Source organism: Amycolatopsis aidingensis, assembly GCF_018885265.1.
In the GTDB taxonomy this organism is placed as follows: Bacteria; Actinomycetota; Actinomycetes; order Mycobacteriales; family Pseudonocardiaceae; genus Amycolatopsis; species Amycolatopsis aidingensis.
The window spans coordinates 5,088,411-5,104,803 of record NZ_CP076538.1; the positions used below are offsets into that span (position 1 = coordinate 5,088,411).

The following is a 16,393-nucleotide window of genomic DNA, read 5'->3' on the forward strand; positions in this document are numbered from 1 at the left end:
CCGGTGGTTGCCCATGGCACCGCCGGCCCCTCGCGGTCAGAAGGAGAGGGTCACCACCGTGGCCGCGTAGATGATGGTGAGCAGGACGCCGTCGAAGCCCAGCCGCCACCAGCCCTTCCGCTGCCGCACCAGCAGCCCGCCGAGCAGGATGGCCGTCATCAGCAAGGTCGCCGTGGTGAGGAAAAGCTGGTCCGGGGTGGCGGCGTGGAACAGTGAGCCACCGCGGAGGGCGATATCGCCCACCACGAGATTGAGGGCGTCGAGGCTGTTGCCGCCGATGATCGCGGCCACCGCGAGCGTCAGCGCACCCTGGCGGACCGCCGCGATCGCCGTGACGGTCTCCGGCAGCGCGTTGACCAGCCCCATGAAGACCGCCCCGACCAGGCCGGCGCTCAGTCCCGTCGCGGCGACGACGCTCTCGGCCGCGCGGGCGACCGCCCAGCCACCCGCGGCCACCGCGAGGGCGATCGGCACGAACTCCGTCCAGAGCGAGGCGTTGCCGCGGTGCTCGAAGCGGCTGCCGTCCTCCTGCTCGTCCGGCCGGGTCTCCTGGGTGCGCACGGCGCGCCACATCGGCCGCTCCTGGTTGTTGATCAGTCGCAGTCCCCCGAGGTAGAGCAGCACCATGGCCACCGAGGCCGGGTGCACCCCGAGGACCGCGATCCGCGGGCTGAACGAGGCCAGCAGCGCCGTGCCCAGCAGCACGATCAGCAGGCAGCCGAACAGCAGGTTCTGCGCCGACGCGGCCGCGTGTTCCAGGTTCACCCTGCGGTAGGCGAGGTCGGCGGCCACGATCGCGAGCGTCTGCACCGCGATACCGCCCACCGCGTTGCTGTAGGCCAGCTCACCGTTGCCTGCCGAGGCGCTGGCACCCGTCATCACCAGACCGGAAAGCGAGGTGACCAGCCCGAACAGCACCGCACCGAAAACGGCTTCGCCCCAGCCGGTGCGGTCGGCGAGCGTGTCCGCAAGGCCGGCAAGGCGGACGCCGCCAAGGATGGTCGCCGCACCGGCGATGACGAACACGGCCACCGCCCACGCCAGCGGCCACTGCCCCGCGGCCATCACCCGGCCCCGCGGGCACCCGGCGGTGCCGGGAGGGGCGCGCCGGGGCACAGCGCACTCAACCGCATGGCGGCGGGTTACCTCACCGGCTCCCGCCTTACACCCGGCAGTGGAAGGCCGGCATCGCGCCGGCAGGCGTTCCCCTGCCGATCCGGTTACCCTGCTTGGCAGCGGACGACTTCTCCGGCAAACCGCAACCGGGAGGACGAGTTGATCGGCTTCATTGTCGCCGGTTTGATCATCGGCGCGCTGGCACGGCTGCTCAAACCGGGTAAGCAGCGGCTGGGCATCATCGCCACGCTGCTACTCGGACTGGCCGGTTCGGTCATCGGCGGGACCGTGGCCAACCTGCTCGGTACCGGCAGCATCTTCGAGCTGAACGTGTTCGGCTTCATCGTCGCGGTCATCGCGGCCCTGGCGCTGATCGGAGTCGCCGAGGGCATCAGCGCCCGCTCCGGACGCAAGCGAGCCGAACACTAACCGGGTCGCGGCAGGGGCGGGTCACGGCACCGGGGAACCGTCCGGCCCGCCGGCGCGGTGCACGCTGGGTTCGACCACATCGACCTCGACCCGCGGCGGCTGCCGGAGCGTGTTGTGCACCGTGCAGCGGTCGATCGCGGCCAGTAGCCGGTCCCGCTGCGCGGGCTGGAGCGGAGCGGGAACCAGCACGTCCAGCTGGACCCTGCCGACCCGCGCCGGTTCGGTGCGCATCGACCACCGCACCCGGACGGTGAGCCCGTCCGCGGGCAGCTCCTGCGACCGCAGGTTGCGCACCCCGTAGTACCCCGCGCAGGCGGCCAGCGCCATCACCAGCAACTCCACCGGTGTCGGGCCGGCCTCGTCCTCCCTGCCCGATGGCTGATCGGCGAGGACGACATGCTCGCGTGTCTCCATCCGGAACTTGTCGTCGGCTAGATGTCTCACCGTCACCATTGCCATGACGTACTCCCTGTCTCCTCCGGGTTCTCGGCTGGCTCGATGCTTCCCCGCACGGCAGGCCCGGCGTAGGGCATTTGGTCTTCCACGCTGGGAGGTAGGTCCCCGGCGGCGCTGGCAACGAAATGCCCTACGGCGCAATGACCTTCTACTCCGGCCCGCCGGCCCCTGCGGGCGCAGGCTGGCCCGCGAGGTACCGGGAACCCTCGAGCTGTGCACCGGGCTGGTCGGCACCTGACCGTTCGCCGCGGAAACGAGGAGAGTGGCGGGAGTCCATGGAGCAGCACACGATCGGCACCGGGACAGCAGGGCTGAGCACGGCCGAGGCGAAGGCCCTCCTGGCGCGCCTTGGCCGCAACGAGCTCCCGCCGCCTCCGCGGCCGCATCCGGCGCGCCTGCTGGCGGCGCAGCTGGTGCATTTCTTCGCCGTGATGCTGTGGGTCGCGGCAGTGCTCGCGCTGCTGGCCGGGATGCCCGCGCTGGCCGGGGCGATCGTGGTCGTGGTGGTGCTCAACGGCGGTTTCGCGTTCGCCCAGGAGTATCGCGCGGACCGGGCGGCCGAACGGCTGCGCGATCTGCTGCCAGTGCGGACCATCGTACGCAGGGACGGGGCCGCCACGCCGATCGACGCGGCCGAGCTTGTGCCGGGTGACGTGCTGGTACTGGAGGCTGGTGACCGGGTGTGCGCCGACGCGCGCGTACTCGGCGGGGAGCTCGCGGTCGACGAGTCCTTGCTGACCGGGGAGAGTCTGCCGGCGCGGCGCGCCAGTGGCAGCATTGTGCACGCGGGTACCTATGTGGTGGAAGGTCACGGCACGGCCCTGGTGACCGGGACAGGGACCGGGACGCGACTGGCGGGCATCGCGGCGGTGACCGAGCGGGCAGGCAGGCCACGCAGCCCGCTGGCCCGCCAGCTGCACCGGGTGGTGACCGTCATCGCCGCGATCGCCGTGGCGGTGGGCGTGGGCTTCTTCGCGGTTTCCCTGCTGCTCGGGCAACCGGCCACGGCCAGCCTGCTCTTCGCGATCGGGGTCACTGTGGCGCTGGTGCCTGAGGGCCTCCTGCCGACGGTGACCCTCGCACTGGCGCGGGCCGCCCAGTTGATGGCCCGGCGCAACGCCCTGGTGCGCAAGCTGGACGCCGTCGAGACACTCGGTGCGACCACCTTCATCTGCACCGACAAGACCGGCACCCTCACCTGCAACGAGATGACCGTCCGTACCGTGTGGACGGTGGCGGGCGCGGTAGGGGTCGGCGGCTCCGGATACTCCCCTTCCGGGGCACTCACCGGGCCCGCTGCGGCACTGCGGGTGGCCGCCGCGGTGGCCGACAGCGCCGCCCGCTGCTCACCGGACGCGCACGCCAGGGAAAGCGCGAGCGGCTGGGTGGCCGTCGGGGACCCCATGGAGGTGGCGTTGCACGTTCTCGCCGCCCGCGCCGGAGTCGTCGCGCCACCGCCGCCGCGCGCCCGGCACGCCTTCGACCCGCTGCGCCGCAGAGCGTCCGTTGTGGACGAAGACGGGGTGCATGTGTGTGGCGCGCCGGATGCCGTGCTGCCGCTGTGCCGCGACGTACCGGATGGGATACCCGCGGAACTGGACACCATGACCGGCCGTGGGCTGCGGGTACTCGCCGTGGCCACCCGGCCGGGCTCGGCGGACGAGGCAGGCGCGGCGGGCGCCGCCGAGGCCGAACGGGACCTGGAACTACTCGGCCTGATCGGGTTGCAGGACCCACCGCGAACCGATGTGGCAAGCTCCATCGCTGCGTGCCGCCGGGCCGGGATCAAGCTGGCCATGGTCACCGGCGACCATCCCGGCACCGCGGCCGCCGTCGCCCGCGAGGTCGGCCTGGCCGGGCCGGAGGGGCCGGTGCTCACCGGCGCGATGCTGCCGCCAGGAGACGACGAGCTCGGCGCGCTGCTCGACCGGGACGGGCTCGTGGTGGCCAGAGTGACGCCCGAGGACAAGCTGCGCGTCGCCAGGGCCCTGCAGCAGCGCGGGCACGTGGTGGCGATGACCGGTGACGGGGTCAACGACGGCCCGGCCCTGCGCACTGCCGACATCGGGGTGGCCATGGGCGCCTCCGGCACCGACGTGGCCAGGGAGGCAGCCGATCTGGTGCTGCTGGAGGACCACTTCGGCACCATCGTCGCCGCCGTGGAGCTGGGCAGGGCGACCTTCGCCAACATTCGCCGGTTCTTGACCTATCATCTGACCGACAACGTCGCCGAGCTGACCCCGTTCGTCCTCTGGGCGCTGTCCGGAGGCACGATCCCACCCGCGCTGACCGTGCTTCAGGTGCTCGCCCTGGATATCGGGACCGACCTGCTGCCCGCGCTGGCCCTTGGCGCCGAACCGGCCAACCCCAGAACCATGCGGGGCAGGCTGCGGCAGCGGGCACTGATCGACCGGGGGGTCGCGCTACGCGCCTTCGCTGTACTCGGCCCGGCGGAGGCGATTACCGCGATGGTGGCCTTCCTGGTAACGCTCCTGGTGGGAGGCTGGCGACTCGGCAACGCCCCCGATCCCGGCCTGCTCGCCGTGGCCTCCGGAACCGCGTTCACCGCGATCGTGCTGGGCCAGCTCGGCAACGCCTTCGCCTGCCGCAGCGAGTCCCGCTGGGCTGGCGGGATCCCGCTGCGGACCAATCCCCTGCTGCTGGCGGCAGTGGCGTTCGAGCTGGCCATGCTCGCGGTGTTCCTGCTGCTGCCCCCGCTGCCGCGGCTGCTCGGCGGCACCCCGCCGAGCCCCCTGGGCTGGGCACTGGCCGGGCTGACCGTGCCCGCCGTGCTGGCCGCCGACACCGCATACAAGGCGCTGCGCGCCCGGCATGCCAGTTCCCGGGACGAACGTCCCGGCCAGGAAGGACCTTTCCCACTGCCCACCCGGTTGGCTGGCAACCAGGATCGGTGGTGACAGTGATGCCGGGAACGGCCAGGAGACGAGCATGACCGAGCGGGACGAGATCACGCGGGAGCTGGCGGCCAGGGCGGTCCAGCGGCACGCACGCGACGCCGCAGAACGGGCCGAGTTGCTGGACATGCTGGGCCTGAGCGGCCCGGCCGGGCCGGAGCCACCGCGGCGACCGCGGGCCGGCGAGCGGCTGTCGGTCGAGGAGCTGGCCACGTTGCTCGCGGAGGAAGGGCTGCGGCCACCGCAGCCGGTGTCCTGAGCGGCGGCGGAGGATGCGGTTGGGAGCGGCCGGTGCCCTCGTCGATGGTGCCTACCGGCCCGGTGACGTCGAGGTGGACCGGGAGACCGGGCGGGTGACCGCCGTCGGCGTGCCCGGGCCGGGCCACGGGCTCGCTCTTCCGGGGCTCATCGACCTCCAGGTCAACGGGTTCGGCGGGGTGGACTTCCTGGCGGCGGACGCCGAGGGGTACCGGCGGGCGGGCCGGGCGCTGGCCGCGACGGGGGTGCTTGCCTACCAGCCCACGTTGATCACCAGCGAACCCGGGCAGGCGGTGACCGCGATCGCGGCCGCGGCCGCCGTAGCACCCGGGGCCGCGCGGATCCTCGGGGTCCATCTGGAGGGCCCTTTCCTGTCCCCGCACCGGCCGGGCACCCATCCGGTGCGACTGCTGCGGGCACCGGACGCCGAGCTGGCACGCAGGCTGCGCGCGGCCGGCCCGGTCACCCAGATCACGCTCGCGCCGGAGCTGCCGGGCGCGCTGGAGCTGGTCGGGCAGCTGGTGGCCGCCGGGGTCACGGTGTCCTGTGGGCACAGCGACGCCACCGCCGAGGAGGCACATGCGGCATTCGACCGGGGCGCCCGGCTGGTGACCCACCTCTATGACGCGATGCGGCCCTTCGCCCACCGCGATCCCGGGATCGTGGGCGCCGCCCTGACCCGGCAGGACGTCACGCTCGGGCTCATCGCCGATCCCAGCCACCTCTCCCCCGAGGCGATCCGGCTGGCCTTCCGCGCCGCGCCGGGACGCATCGTGCTGGTCACCGACGCACTGGCGGCAGCGGGCTGCCCGGACGGGAGGTACCCGCTGGGCGAGGTCGAGTTCACCGTGGCCGACGGGGTCGCCCGCCGCGCCGACGGCACCCTCGTGGGCTCCACGGCGACCCTGCTGGACGGGGTCCGGCACGCCGCCGAGGTGGGAATCCCACTGGAGCGGGCCGCGGCCGCGGCCACCAGCGCCCCGGCCGGGTTCCACCAGGGCCGGGGAATCGGCCTCCTGCGGCCCGGCGACTGGGCCGACGTGCTGGTGCTGGACGACGGGCTGAGCCCGCGCACGGTGCTCGACCGGGGTGTCCCGGTCGAGCCGTGAAGCGCGGGGTCAGTGCCGCCAGGTCCAGTCCCGGATCTCGGGCAGATCCTCGCCGTGCGCGCGGATCCAGGCGTGGTGACGCTGCCGGGACTCGGCCATCCGCTGCCGCAGCTCGGCCGCGGTCGCGGCCAGCCCCGGTACCCGGTCGATCACGTCGATCACGAACTGGAAACGGTCCATATTGTTGCGCACGAGCATGTCGAACGGCGTGGTGGTGGTGCCTTCCTCCTTGTAGCCGCGCACGTGCAGGTTGGGGTGGTTGCGACGGCGGTAGGCCAGGCGGTGGATCAGCCAGGGATAGCCGTGGTAAGCGAAGATCACCGGCCGGTCGGTGGTGAACAGCGCGTCGAACTCCCGGTCGGACAGTCCGTGTGGATGCTCGTTCTCCGGTTGCAGCCGCATCAGGTCGACCACGTTCACCACCCGGAACGCCAGCATTGGCAGGTGTTCGCGCAGCAGCGAGGCCGCGGCCAGCACCTCGAGGGTCGGCGCGTCCCCGGCGCAGCCGAGCACCACCGCGGGCTCGGTGCCCGCCGAGGTGCCAGCCCACTCCCAGATGCTCGCGCCGCGGGCACAGTGCAGCGCGGCCTGTTCCGGGTCGAGCCAGTTCGGGGTGTCGTTCTTGCCTGCAACAATGACGTTGACGTAGTCACGGCCCGCGAGGCAGTGCCGCGCCACGCACAGCAGGGTGTTCGCGTCCGGCGGCAGGTACACCCGCACCACCTCGGCGCTCTTGTTCGCGACGTGGTCGATGAACCCCGGGTCCTGATGGGAGAAACCGTTGTGGTCCTGCCGCCACACATGGGAGGTCAGCAGGTAGTTCAGGGACGCGACCGGGCGCCGCCACGGGATCGCACGATGCGTCTTCAGCCATTTGACGTGCTGGTTGAGCATCGAGTCGACGATGTGCACGAAGGCCTCGTAGCAGGAGAACATGCCGTGCCGCCCGGTCAGCAGGTAGCCCTCCAGCCAGCCCTGGCACAGGTGCTCGGAAAGCACCTCGAGCACCCGGCCGTGCCGGGAAAGGTGCTCGTCGACCGGGTCGATCGCGGCCTGCCATGCCTTGCCGGTCACCTCATACACGGCGCCCAACCGATTGGACGCCGTCTCGTCCGGTCCGAACAGCCGGAAGTTATCCGGGTTGCCCGCGACCACCTCGCGAAGGTAATCGCCAAGCACCCTGGTCGGTTCGGCACTGGTCGCACCTGGGGCCGGCACCGCAACGGCGTACCCGGCCACCGCGGGCAAGGCCAGCGGCCGCAGCAGTTCGCCGCCGTTGGCGTGCGGGCTGGCGCCCATCCGCAGCTCGCCCGTGGGAAGCAGCGCGCGTACGGCCGCCGTTGGCACGCCGTGCTCGTCGAACAACTCCTCCGGCCGGTAGGAGCGCAGCCACCGTTCCAGCTCGTGCAGGTGCTCGGGGTTGTCCCGCACCGCGGGCAACGGCACCTGATGCGACCGCCACGTCCCTTCCACCGCGACACCGTCCACGATGGACGGACCGGTCCACCCCTTCGGGCTGCGCAGCACGATCATCGGCCACCGCACCCGGTCTCCCCCGGCCGCGCCGGTGCGGGCCGCATGCTGGATCCGGCGGATCTCGGCGAACACCTCGTCCAGCACCGCGGCCATGGTCCGGTGCATCGCCTCCGGCTCGTGACCCTCGACGTAGTGAGGTGCGTAGCCGTGGCCGCGCAGCAGGCGGTCCAGGTCCTCGGCCGGGATGCGGGACAGCACGGTCGGGTTGGCGATCTTGTAGCCGTTCAGGTGCAGGATCGGCAGCACCGCCCCGTCGTGCACCGGGTCGAGGAAGGTCGTGCCGTGCCAGCTCGCTGCCAGCGGGCCGGTCTCGGCCTCGCCGTCGCCGACGACGCAGGCCACGATCAGCTCCGGGTTGTCGAAGGCCGCGCCGAACGCATGCGCCAGCGAGTAGCCCAGCTCGCCACCCTCATGGATGGAACCAGGCACCTCGGGTGCCACATGACTGGGCACCCCGCCAGGAAAGGAGAACTGGCGGAACAGCCTGCGCATCCCCTCGGCATCGCGCGGCACCTCCGGCCAGCGCTCGGAGTAGCTGCCCTCCAGCCAGGTGTGCGCCAGCAGGGCCGGACCGCCGTGCCCCGGCCCGGTCACGAACAGCACCTTCGCCTCGTGTGCGCGGATCGCACGGTTGAGATGCGCGTAGACGAAGGTCAGTCCCGGCGAGGTGCCCCAGTGGCCGAGCAACCGCGGTTTGACGTCCTCCTGGCGCAGCGGCCGGCGCAGCAGCGGGTTGTCCAGCAGGTAGATCTGGCCAACCGAAAGGTAGTTCGCCGCCCGCCACTGGGCGTCCACATGCGACAGTTCGGTTTCTGTTACCGGAACCGGACTCGGGACGGTGACGGTCATGCCCGCCTCCCCTGGCCGCGGGCCGCCGTGTCCGCGGGCCGGAGGTACTGCCGCCCGGTCCGGCAGGCCTCGGTGCGCAACGCATGCCGGCAGGTGTCCACGAGCTGGTCGGCGGTGGCGAGGGTGGTGCGCTGCCGCAGGCCGGGCGGAACCGGAACCGGAAGCCCCGGCTCGGCAGGCACCAGCACCACCTGCAGCCCGGCGCGCAGGGCGCAGACGACCCCGAACTCCCGTGCGGTCAGGTGCTCCTCGCCGGAGCGGACGTCGACCATGAGCCCGACCGGATAGGGGCCGTCCAGCGGGCATCCCGCCCCCGGCGCCAATGCCCGGCAGATTCCCATATCGCTGTGGCAGGTGTGCACGGTGCACCCCTCCGCGCGCAGGCGTGCGGCGATTGCGTCGGCATCGCCGAACTTCGATTCGGTCACCAGGACGTCCATGTCTCATTCCTCCGCATCGGTACGGTCCGGCCGCACCACTGCCACCGGACATTCGCTGTGGTGCAGCAGTGCCTGGCTGGTCGAGCCCATGAACATGCCGCGCAAGCCACCAAGACCTCGGGAGCCGACCACGATCAGCTGGGCCCCCTCGGCCTGGGTCAGCAGGCCACGCACCGGCCGGTCCTTGATGGTGTGCTGCACCAGCTCGACCTCCGGGTACTTCTCCTGCCATCCGGCCAGCCGCTCGGCCAGCAGCCCGCGCTCGTCCTCGGCGATCCGGTCGTAGTCAAGGCCGAGCGGTGCAACCGCCCAGGTGTCGCCCATGGTCAGGTCGTTCCAGGTGTGCACCGCCACCAGCGGCACGCCCCGCGAGCCGGCGGCCTCGAAGGCGAACCCCACCGCGGCTTCACTGGCCGGCGAGCCGTCCACCCCGACCACCACCGGTCCGGACTCCGGCGGTGCGGCGTCCAGGGTGCGGCCGCGCACCACCACGACCGGGCAGTGGCCATGCGCGGCCAGCGCCACGGCGGTGGAGCCGACCAGCAACCCGCTGAACCCGCCGAGTCCACGGGAACCGAGCACGACCAGGCCCGCCGATGCGGACTCGTGGATCAGCTGCTCGGCGGCCTGGCCGATACGCAGGTCCGTGCGGACGGGAACCTCCGGGGCGGCACGCACGGCCACCCGCTCGGCTTCCACCAGCCACTCCCTGCCCTGCTCGAGCAGCGCGTCCCGGTAGCTGCGCGGCAGCGACACCGGGACGTACGGCGTCGTGGGAGGCACGTAGCAGGCGTGGAAAAGGCACAGTGGTGCCTGGCGCCGCCGTGCTTCCAGCGCGGCCCAGCGCACGGCGTGCTGGGCGGAGGGGGATCCGTCCACCCCGACCAGGATCAGCCTGCGTGTCGCGATATCGGTCATCGTGAACTCCTTGAACGGTCTCGCCGCGCGCGGGCGGCGACAGGTGTGCGGTATTCGTCGGCGCGCGCGGGCCAGCCCACGCGCAGGATCAGCTGCGGGAAGCCGCCGAGCGCAAGACGCTCGGCCAGCCCGGTACGCACCTCGTCCAGGTGCAGCGGCTGGGTCAGTACCGAAGCCACCAGACCCTTGCCCACCGCGGTGAGCCAGAGATGCTGCATGGCCGCGCCCGCCAGCAGGTGGTCCCGGCGCGAGTCGCCAGGGGTGTGCACGATGAGCAGCCGTTCCCTCGCCAGCCGGTCGGCGAGGGTGAGCTCGTCCGGCAGCCGGGTTTCCCTGCGCACCAGGCCGGCCCACGGCAGCGTCGAGTCCACTGTGGGTGGTTGCGGGAAACCGTGGCTCCATGCGGCCAGCTCCCGCTGGTAGGCCGGATCGTCGTGGTACACCGAGGCGGCGTAGCCCAGCAGGCCGGCCACCGCCCGCGACTCGGTCGCCGGGTCCACGACCCGGACCCGCGCTTCCGGCAGCACGGCCACGTCGGTCAGCGCACGCAACACTCCCGCCCGGACCGGGCGCAGCGCGAACGGTTCCCGGTGGCTGCGGCGCCGGAAGATCGCCGCGTACTCGGCCGCCTCCGCGGAGGTGGCCGTCCTCCCGCCGCGCGCGTGCACCCTGGCCAGCAGGGTAGGCTCGGCGGGGGTGGGCAGCACGGTGGTCGCGGTGTCCTGGCCGAGCACCCGCACGGCCAGCTCCAGGTTGGTCAGCGCCGCACCGCAGGACAGCACGCGGTCCCGGCCCTCGGGATCGTGCCGGGGCAGCGCCACCGGCTGTTCATGGAGGTCGGCGAACTCGGTACGCACCTCAACCGTCCACGGCTGGGTGTGGTGCACCGAAGGCGCCCTGCTCACGGCACGCACCAGCGCAGCGACCTCGCTGCTGGACCAGGTCAGCACGATGCCTCCTCCCCTCGCTCGGCCTCCCGCGCCACGGACTCGACCGGCCTGCGCCTGGTGGCCGGCGCGGTGAAGCCATAACCGAACCGCAGCACCGCCTGCGGATGCATGTGCCCGCCGAGCAGGCTGCGCAGCGCGGCGCGGGTGTCCGGCAGCTCGACGGGCTGGGCCAGGAAGGAGGCACTGATCCCGGCGGTGGTTCCGGTGAGCAGCACCCGCTGCAACGCCATCCCGGAACGCAGCTGCGCCAGCGGGGTGTCGGTGCTGGAACCGAGCACGCCGACCAGCACCTCGCCTTCGTAGGGCCGGACGGGCGCGTGCACGTCGTACTGGCGCAGGGTGAGCAGGCTGCCCGGCGCGGGCCGGGGCCCACCAGCGACGGAAGGCACGCCATCCGCACGCGGCTCCCCGTTGCTCGTCCACTGCCGCAGCTCGGCCTGGAACAGCGGGTCCTCGTCCTGCACCCGCTCGGCCCTGCGCACCAGCGCGGCCAGCGCGTCGAGATCACCGGGGTGCATCAGCAAGGTCAGCTCGGCGCCCTCGGCACGGGCGGCCTCGACCATCGACTCCCGGACCCATCCTGGCACCGGCCGCTCGCTGAACGGGCGGCGGTTGCTCCGCCGGTGCCCGATCGCCCTGGCCAGTTCCCGCTCCCGCGTGCGGGGCTGGCGCCGCCAGGTCAGCCGCACCGTGGCCAGGTGGTCCGGATCCTGCCGGTCCGGCAGCAGGACCACCTCGCTGGCCTGTCCAGCGGCGGCCAGCGCGAGGCGCAGGTTGAGGATCGCAGCCCCGCAGGCGATCCTGGCCTCCCTCCCCGCGGGGTCGGCCACCGCCAGCACGCGCTGCCGGTCGAGGAAGACCTCGATCCGGTCCGGACCGGTCTCGAACCGCCACGGCTGGGTGTTGTGCGGGGACGGCGCGCGGGTCGCGGCCTCCAGCGCGGTGCGGACCACGCCGGTCCCGGATGGGCTACTGGTCATCTCGGCTCTCCAGAGAACGGGTTATGGATCCCACCTTCGCCGCCCGCTGCCTCCCATGGGCAGGGACGAGCGGCCCCGATCAGTGGGCCTTTGTTCCCCGGACAGGCCGGGTGGGGCATTTCGTCCCCGCCGGAGGGGTCCGCGGTCCCCTCTCCAGGGGTATTCCTCCCGCTGCGTGCGCCCACACCCGCGAGGTTGGCTCGGGGCATGCGCGTGCTCACCCTCAACCCCGGTTCGGCCAGCCTGAAACTGGCGCTGGTCGAAGGGGACGCCGTGCTCGCGAGCGAGCACAGGGACGCCACGGGCGCCGGCACCGGCGCGCTGCCCGCGGCGGTGTCGGCCTGGCCCGCACCGGATGCCGTGGCGATCCGGTTCGTGCACGGCGGCACCCGGTCCCGGCCGGTACTGCTGGACGGGAAGGAACTGGCCGAGCTGGAGCGGCTCGTTCCACTGGCTCCCCTGCATCAGCCCTTTTCGCTGCGCCTGGCCAGGACCGCGCGCAGGCTGTTGCCGGAGGTCCCGCTCGTCGCGGTGTTCGACACGGCCTTCCACGCCGCACTGCCGCAGGCCGCCGCCACCTACGCCCTGCCACGGGCCTGGACCCGGCGGCACCGGTTGCGCCGGTACGGCTTCCACGGGCTGTCCTGCCAGTACGCGCTGCGCCGCGCCGCGGAGCTGCTCGATCGCGCACCGGATGCGCTGCGGCTGCTGTGCTGCCACCTCGGCTCCGGGGTGTCGGTGACCGCCATCCGGCACGGCGCGAGCGTGGACACCTCCATGGGCTTCACCCCGGTCGAGGGCGCGGTGATGGCCACCCGGTCCGGCTCGGTCGACCCCGGTCTGCTGCTGCACCTGCTGCGCACCGGCGTCACCGACGTACGGGAGCTCGCCGAGGTTCTGCACCACCGTTCCGGGCTGGCCGGGATGACCGGCACCTCCGGCGACCTGCGTGCCGTACTGGCCGCCTGCGCCGAGGGCGACCGGGACGCCGAGGCCGCGGTGGCGGTGTACCTGCACCGGCTGCGCCGCGAGATCGGCGCCGCCGCGACCAGCCTCGACCGGCTGGATGCCCTGGTGTGCACCGGTGGCGTCGCCGAACACCAGCCGGTGCTGCTCGGCAGGCTCCTCGACGGCCTCGGCGTGCTCGGGCTGAGCACCGACCCCGGCCGGCTCGCGGGGCAGGGCGACCGGCTGCTCAGCCCCGCCGCCGCGGCGGTGCCCGTGCTGCTGATCGCGGCACGGGAAGAACTCGAACTGGCCCGGCAGGCCGGGCAGCTGCTCGCCCCGAGCCGAACCTGAAGGAGGAACCGACCCATGCGAGTACGCGACGTGATGAGCACCCCGGTGGTCACGGTGACCGCCGACTGCCCGGTCCGCAAGGCGGCAGGTCTGCTCGCGCATTACGGCTACACCGCGCTGCCCGTGGTGGACGACCAGGAGGGCCTGGTCGGCATCGTCACCGAAGCCGACCTGATGCGCGACCGCTTCCCACGGGACCGGACCCTGCCCCCACCGCCTCCGGAGACGGACCCGGCCGCGCCCGGCACGGTGGGCGAGGTGATGACCACGACCGTGCGGTCGGTCAGCACCGAGTCCGATGTGGTCGATCTGGTCCGGCTGATGCTCGACCTGCGGATCCGCAGCGTGCCCGCCGTGCGCGGAAACCGGGTACGCGGCATCGTCACCCGGCGCGACCTCATCCGTGCGCTCGGCAGGGACGACGAGGCGCTGGCCCGCGACATCCGCCGCAGGCTCGCCTTCTTCGGTGGGCCGAGCCGCTGGCAGGTGGAGGTACATGACGGCGCGGCCACCATCGTGGACGCGCTGGACAGCGCGGTGGACCGCCAGGTCGCGACCGTGCTCGCCGAAGGCGTCGTCGGGGTGATCAGGGCCGAATGCGTCTCCGCGGCCGAGTGCACGGAGTCCCGATCCTGAACACCCTGCCCGGCGGTAACGCTGACGAACATACCCTGACGAGACCGAGGAGCAACCCGTGCGGGACCTCACCGTCGCCGACCTGATGACGACGCCTGCGTTCGCCGTCGGCCCGGAAACCGAGTTCACCGAGATCGTCCGCCTGCTCGCCACCCACCGGATCAGCGCCTTACCCGTCGTCGATGCGGACGGCAGGCCGGTCGGCGTGGTCTCCGAGGCCGACCTGCTGGCCAAGGAGGAGTACGCCGGAGCCGGCGCACGGTCGTCCCCCTTCGGCAGGCACCGGGATCGGGAGCGGCGCCGGAAGGCCCGCGCCCACACCGCGGCGGACCTGATGACCGCGCCGGTACACGCGGTGCCTGCCGGCACGCCGCTGCCCGAGGCGGCGCGGATGCTGGCGCGCAGCGGGCTGCGCAGGCTCTTCGTGCTCCGCGGGGACGTGCTGGCCGGTGTGCTGGCCCGGCGCGACCTGATCGCCGTGTTCCTGCGCTCCGACGAGCAGCTCGGCGCGGATGTCCGGCGTGAGGTGTTCGAGCGCGCACTGGGCGTGGACCCGCTCAGCGTCGGGGTCAGCGTGCGGCACGGCGCGGTCACGCTGCTCGGCAGGCTAGGCAGCAAAGCAGAGGTGCGCACCGCGGGCAGGCTCACCGAGCTCGTACCCGGGGTGGTCGGCGTGCGCAACCGCCTGGACTACGTGTGGGGCGAATCCGCGGGCCGCAGGCACTGGTGACCCGGGCCGGAGAACGGATGGGGCGAAAGTGGACGGCATCGGGCTGACCCTGCTGCTGGGTGTGCTGGTGCTGGCGAACGCGGTGTTCTCCGGCAGCGAGGTCGCGCTGATCTCACTGCGGGAGGGGCAACTCCGGCGGCTGGAGCGCAGCCCGGACCGGAGCGCAAGGGCGGTGGTGCGCCTTGCCAGGGACCCGAACCGCTTTCTCGCCACGATCCAGATCGGCATCACCCTGGCCGGGTTCCTGGCCTCGGCGACCGCGGCGGTGACCCTGGCGCAGCCGCTGGTGCCGCTGCTGGCATGGCTGGGCCGGGCCGCAGCGCCTGCGGCGATCACGCTGGTCACCCTGGCGCTGGCTTTTCTCACCCTGGTGCTGGGCGAGCTGGCACCGAAGCGGCTGGCGATGCAGCATGCGCTGCGGTGGGCCCTGCTGGTGGCACGCCCGCTGGACCGGCTGGCCACGCTGTCCCGGCCCGCGGTGTGGTTGCTGAGCAAGGCCACCGACCTCACGGTGCGGACCTTCGGGGGCGACCCGCGGGCGGCGCGGGAACAGCTCTCCACCGGTGAGCTGCGCGACCTGGTTGCCGGACATCGTGGTCTGACCAAGGAGCAGCGGACGATCATCACCGGTGCACTGGAGATCAACGAACGGGTACTGCGCAGGGTGCTGCGGCCGCGCGGGATGGTGTTCACGCTGCCCGCGGACCTTCCGGTGGAACAGGCCCGAGCGGAACTCGCTCGCTCCGGCCATTCGCGGGCGCCGGTCGTACCGCCGTCCGGTTTGGACGATGCGGCCGGTGTGGTGGGCCTGCGCGACCTGTTCGGCGACCACGCCACGGCCGCGCAGGCGGCGCGCCCGCCGATGCTGCTGCCCGACACGCTGCGCGTATCGGAGGCGTTGCGCCGGTTCAAGGAAGAACGGCAGCGGTTCGGGCTGGTCGTGGGCGAACGCGGCACGATCGACGGGATCGTCACGCTCGAGGACCTGCTGGAGGAGATCGTCGGGGAGATCTACGACGAGACCGACGGCGATGTCGCAGCAGCCCGCGCCGACGATGACGGGACCCTGACCGTACCCGGAACGTTCCCGGTGCACGACCTGGCCGATATCGGCGTGCGGCTCGGCGACCTGCCCAACGGTGACTACACGACGATCGCGGGCCTGGTGCTAGTCGTGCTCGGCCACATCCCGCAGGCGCCGGGGGAGCTGATCACGGTAAACGGGTGGACGATCGAGGTCGCCGCCCTCGCCGGGCACGCCATCACCGAGGTACGGCTGCGTGCCGGCTGAGCAAGGCCCCTTCCTCGGGAACCACCACGATCGGCGTGCCGGAAAGGGTATGGCAGGCAGCACCGATCCGGTTACCGCCGTCCTGGCGGCGCCGCTGCCTGCCGCCGAGCACCAGCAGCTCGGCATCCCGTGCCGCGTCCACCAGGGCCGGTGCCACCGGCCCTGACCGGTTGACGGCGACGACGACGGCCCTGGAACCGGTCGCGGTGCGCGCGCTGGCGATCGCGTGCCGCAGCAGCGACCGTGCCTCCCACCGCAGCCTGCGCGCGTCGTGCCACACGAAGTCCGCCATCGTGCCCGGACTCCACACGTTCACGGCGTGCACCATGCACCCCCGTTCGCCCGCCACGCGCAGCGCCCACCGCAAGGCCTGCTGGCTGGTGGCGGATCCGCTCACTCCGACCACGATCCGCGCCGTGCCGTCATCAGGCGGAAAGTTCGTCAGGGTCGATGCCGTCGAGTCGGTGTACATGGGACCTGC

16 protein-coding genes are annotated in these 16,393 nt (G+C 72.6%); 8 read left to right on the top strand and 8 right to left on the bottom strand.

Going from position 1 to position 16,393, the window contains the following annotated elements; all coding sequences use genetic code 11:
- Positions 1-36: 36 nt before the first annotated feature.
- Positions 37-1,065, bottom strand: coding sequence for a sodium:calcium antiporter (locus KOI47_RS23250; protein ID WP_216207285.1), 1,029 nt, complete (start codon positions 1,063-1,065; stop codon positions 37-39).
- Positions 1,066-1,275: 210 nt separating this feature from the next.
- Between KOI47_RS23250 and KOI47_RS23255 the strand changes: the two genes are divergently transcribed.
- Positions 1,276-1,545: a GlsB/YeaQ/YmgE family stress response membrane protein gene (locus KOI47_RS23255; protein WP_216207288.1), complete on the top strand. Its 270-nt coding sequence runs from the start codon at positions 1,276-1,278 to the stop codon at positions 1,543-1,545.
- Between the two features lie 21 nt (positions 1,546-1,566).
- On the opposite strand, the gene KOI47_RS23260 is transcribed toward KOI47_RS23255, so the two are convergent.
- Positions 1,567-2,004 carry an OsmC family protein gene (locus KOI47_RS23260; protein ID WP_216207291.1) on the bottom strand — a complete coding sequence of 146 codons (438 nt, stop codon included), beginning with the start codon at positions 2,002-2,004 and terminating at the stop codon, positions 1,567-1,569.
- A gap of 272 nt (positions 2,005-2,276) precedes the next feature.
- Here KOI47_RS23260 and KOI47_RS23265 point away from each other — a divergent pair, with 272 nt between their 5' ends.
- From KOI47_RS23265 to nagA, 3 genes are read left to right on the top strand one after another with little or no spacing between them, the layout of a single operon-like run.
- Positions 2,277-4,919, top strand: coding sequence for a cation-translocating P-type ATPase (locus KOI47_RS23265; protein ID WP_216207294.1), 2,643 nt, complete (start codon positions 2,277-2,279; stop codon positions 4,917-4,919).
- 31 nt (positions 4,920-4,950) lie between these two features.
- Positions 4,951-5,175 (top strand): hypothetical protein, encoded by a 225-nt coding sequence (locus KOI47_RS23270; protein WP_216207296.1) that lies wholly within the window; start codon positions 4,951-4,953, stop codon positions 5,173-5,175.
- A gap of 13 nt (positions 5,176-5,188) precedes the next feature.
- On the top strand, positions 5,189-6,283 hold the full coding sequence (nagA, locus tag KOI47_RS23275) for an N-acetylglucosamine-6-phosphate deacetylase (protein WP_216207299.1): 1,095 nt from the start codon (positions 5,189-5,191) through the stop codon (positions 6,281-6,283).
- Positions 6,284-6,292: 9 nt separating this feature from the next.
- Here the strand turns inward: nagA and KOI47_RS23280 are convergent, their stop codons facing one another.
- The 5 genes from KOI47_RS23280 to KOI47_RS23300 are packed head-to-tail and all read right to left on the bottom strand — an operon-like array spanning position 6,293 to position 11,956.
- The gene (locus tag KOI47_RS23280) at positions 6,293-8,668 is read right to left on the bottom strand and encodes a phosphoketolase family protein (protein WP_216207301.1); all 2,376 of its coding nucleotides are present in this window, start codon (positions 8,666-8,668) and stop codon (positions 6,293-6,295) included.
- Positions 8,665-9,108 carry a hypothetical protein gene (locus KOI47_RS23285; protein ID WP_216207304.1) on the bottom strand — a complete coding sequence of 148 codons (444 nt, stop codon included), beginning with the start codon at positions 9,106-9,108 and terminating at the stop codon, positions 8,665-8,667. Before KOI47_RS23285 ends, KOI47_RS23280 begins: the two co-directional genes overlap by 4 nt.
- Positions 9,109-9,111: 3 nt before the next feature.
- Positions 9,112-10,026 carry a universal stress protein gene (locus KOI47_RS23290; RefSeq protein ID WP_216207307.1) on the bottom strand — a complete coding sequence of 305 codons (915 nt, stop codon included), beginning with the start codon at positions 10,024-10,026 and terminating at the stop codon, positions 9,112-9,114.
- The gene (locus tag KOI47_RS23295) at positions 10,023-10,976 is read right to left on the bottom strand and encodes a nitroreductase family protein (protein WP_216207310.1); all 954 of its coding nucleotides are present in this window, start codon (positions 10,974-10,976) and stop codon (positions 10,023-10,025) included. The genes KOI47_RS23290 and KOI47_RS23295 overlap by 4 nt, the downstream gene beginning before the upstream one ends.
- On the bottom strand, positions 10,970-11,956 hold the full coding sequence (locus KOI47_RS23300; RefSeq protein WP_216207313.1) for an Acg family FMN-binding oxidoreductase: 987 nt from the start codon (positions 11,954-11,956) through the stop codon (positions 10,970-10,972). The genes KOI47_RS23295 and KOI47_RS23300 overlap by 7 nt, the downstream gene beginning before the upstream one ends.
- Positions 11,957-12,163: 207 nt before the next feature.
- Here KOI47_RS23300 and KOI47_RS23305 point away from each other — a divergent pair, with 207 nt between their 5' ends.
- Genes KOI47_RS23305 through KOI47_RS23320 form a run of 4 tightly spaced genes read left to right on the top strand, consistent with a single transcriptional unit; the run spans position 12,164 to position 15,912 of the window.
- Complete coding sequence (locus KOI47_RS23305; RefSeq protein WP_216207316.1) at positions 12,164-13,255, top strand: acetate/propionate family kinase; 1,092 nt, start codon at positions 12,164-12,166, stop codon at positions 13,253-13,255.
- Between the two features lie 15 nt (positions 13,256-13,270).
- Positions 13,271-13,891 carry a CBS domain-containing protein gene (locus KOI47_RS23310; RefSeq protein ID WP_216207319.1) on the top strand — a complete coding sequence of 207 codons (621 nt, stop codon included), beginning with the start codon at positions 13,271-13,273 and terminating at the stop codon, positions 13,889-13,891.
- 58 nt (positions 13,892-13,949) lie between these two features.
- Positions 13,950-14,621 (top strand): CBS domain-containing protein, encoded by a 672-nt coding sequence (locus KOI47_RS23315; RefSeq protein ID WP_232376191.1) that lies wholly within the window; start codon positions 13,950-13,952, stop codon positions 14,619-14,621.
- Positions 14,622-14,649: 28 nt separating this feature from the next.
- Complete coding sequence (locus KOI47_RS23320; RefSeq protein ID WP_216207322.1) at positions 14,650-15,912, top strand: hemolysin family protein; 1,263 nt, start codon at positions 14,650-14,652, stop codon at positions 15,910-15,912.
- On the opposite strand, the gene KOI47_RS23325 is transcribed toward KOI47_RS23320, so the two are convergent.
- Positions 15,884-16,384 carry a universal stress protein gene (locus tag KOI47_RS23325; protein ID WP_216207326.1) on the bottom strand — a complete coding sequence of 167 codons (501 nt, stop codon included), beginning with the start codon at positions 16,382-16,384 and terminating at the stop codon, positions 15,884-15,886. The genes KOI47_RS23320 and KOI47_RS23325 overlap by 29 nt on opposite strands.
- Positions 16,385-16,393 lie beyond the last annotated feature (9 nt).

What these genes read in the sequence shown, in the direction of transcription:
- KOI47_RS23250 (WP_216207285.1), bottom strand. Translation starts at nt 1,065, where the DNA reads ATGGCCGCGGGGCAGTGGCCGCTGGCGTGGGCGGTGGCCGTGTTCGTC.
- KOI47_RS23260 (WP_216207291.1), bottom strand. Translation starts at nt 2,004, where the DNA reads ATGGCAATGGTGACGGTGAGACATCTAGCCGACGACAAGTTCCGGATG.
- KOI47_RS23265 (WP_216207294.1), top strand. Translation starts at nt 2,277, where the DNA reads ATGGAGCAGCACACGATCGGCACCGGGACAGCAGGGCTGAGCACGGCC.
- KOI47_RS23270 (WP_216207296.1), top strand. Translation starts at nt 4,951, where the DNA reads ATGACCGAGCGGGACGAGATCACGCGGGAGCTGGCGGCCAGGGCGGTC.
- nagA (WP_216207299.1), top strand. Translation starts at nt 5,189, where the DNA reads ATGCGGTTGGGAGCGGCCGGTGCCCTCGTCGATGGTGCCTACCGGCCC.
- KOI47_RS23280 (WP_216207301.1), bottom strand. Translation starts at nt 8,668, where the DNA reads ATGACCGTCACCGTCCCGAGTCCGGTTCCGGTAACAGAAACCGAACTG.
- KOI47_RS23285 (WP_216207304.1), bottom strand. Translation starts at nt 9,108, where the DNA reads ATGGACGTCCTGGTGACCGAATCGAAGTTCGGCGATGCCGACGCAATC.
- KOI47_RS23290 (WP_216207307.1), bottom strand. Translation starts at nt 10,026, where the DNA reads ATGACCGATATCGCGACACGCAGGCTGATCCTGGTCGGGGTGGACGGA.
- KOI47_RS23300 (WP_216207313.1), bottom strand. Translation starts at nt 11,956, where the DNA reads ATGACCAGTAGCCCATCCGGGACCGGCGTGGTCCGCACCGCGCTGGAG.
- KOI47_RS23305 (WP_216207316.1), top strand. Translation starts at nt 12,164, where the DNA reads ATGCGCGTGCTCACCCTCAACCCCGGTTCGGCCAGCCTGAAACTGGCG.
- KOI47_RS23310 (WP_216207319.1), top strand. Translation starts at nt 13,271, where the DNA reads ATGCGAGTACGCGACGTGATGAGCACCCCGGTGGTCACGGTGACCGCC.
- KOI47_RS23325 (WP_216207326.1), bottom strand. Translation starts at nt 16,384, where the DNA reads ATGTACACCGACTCGACGGCATCGACCCTGACGAACTTTCCGCCTGAT.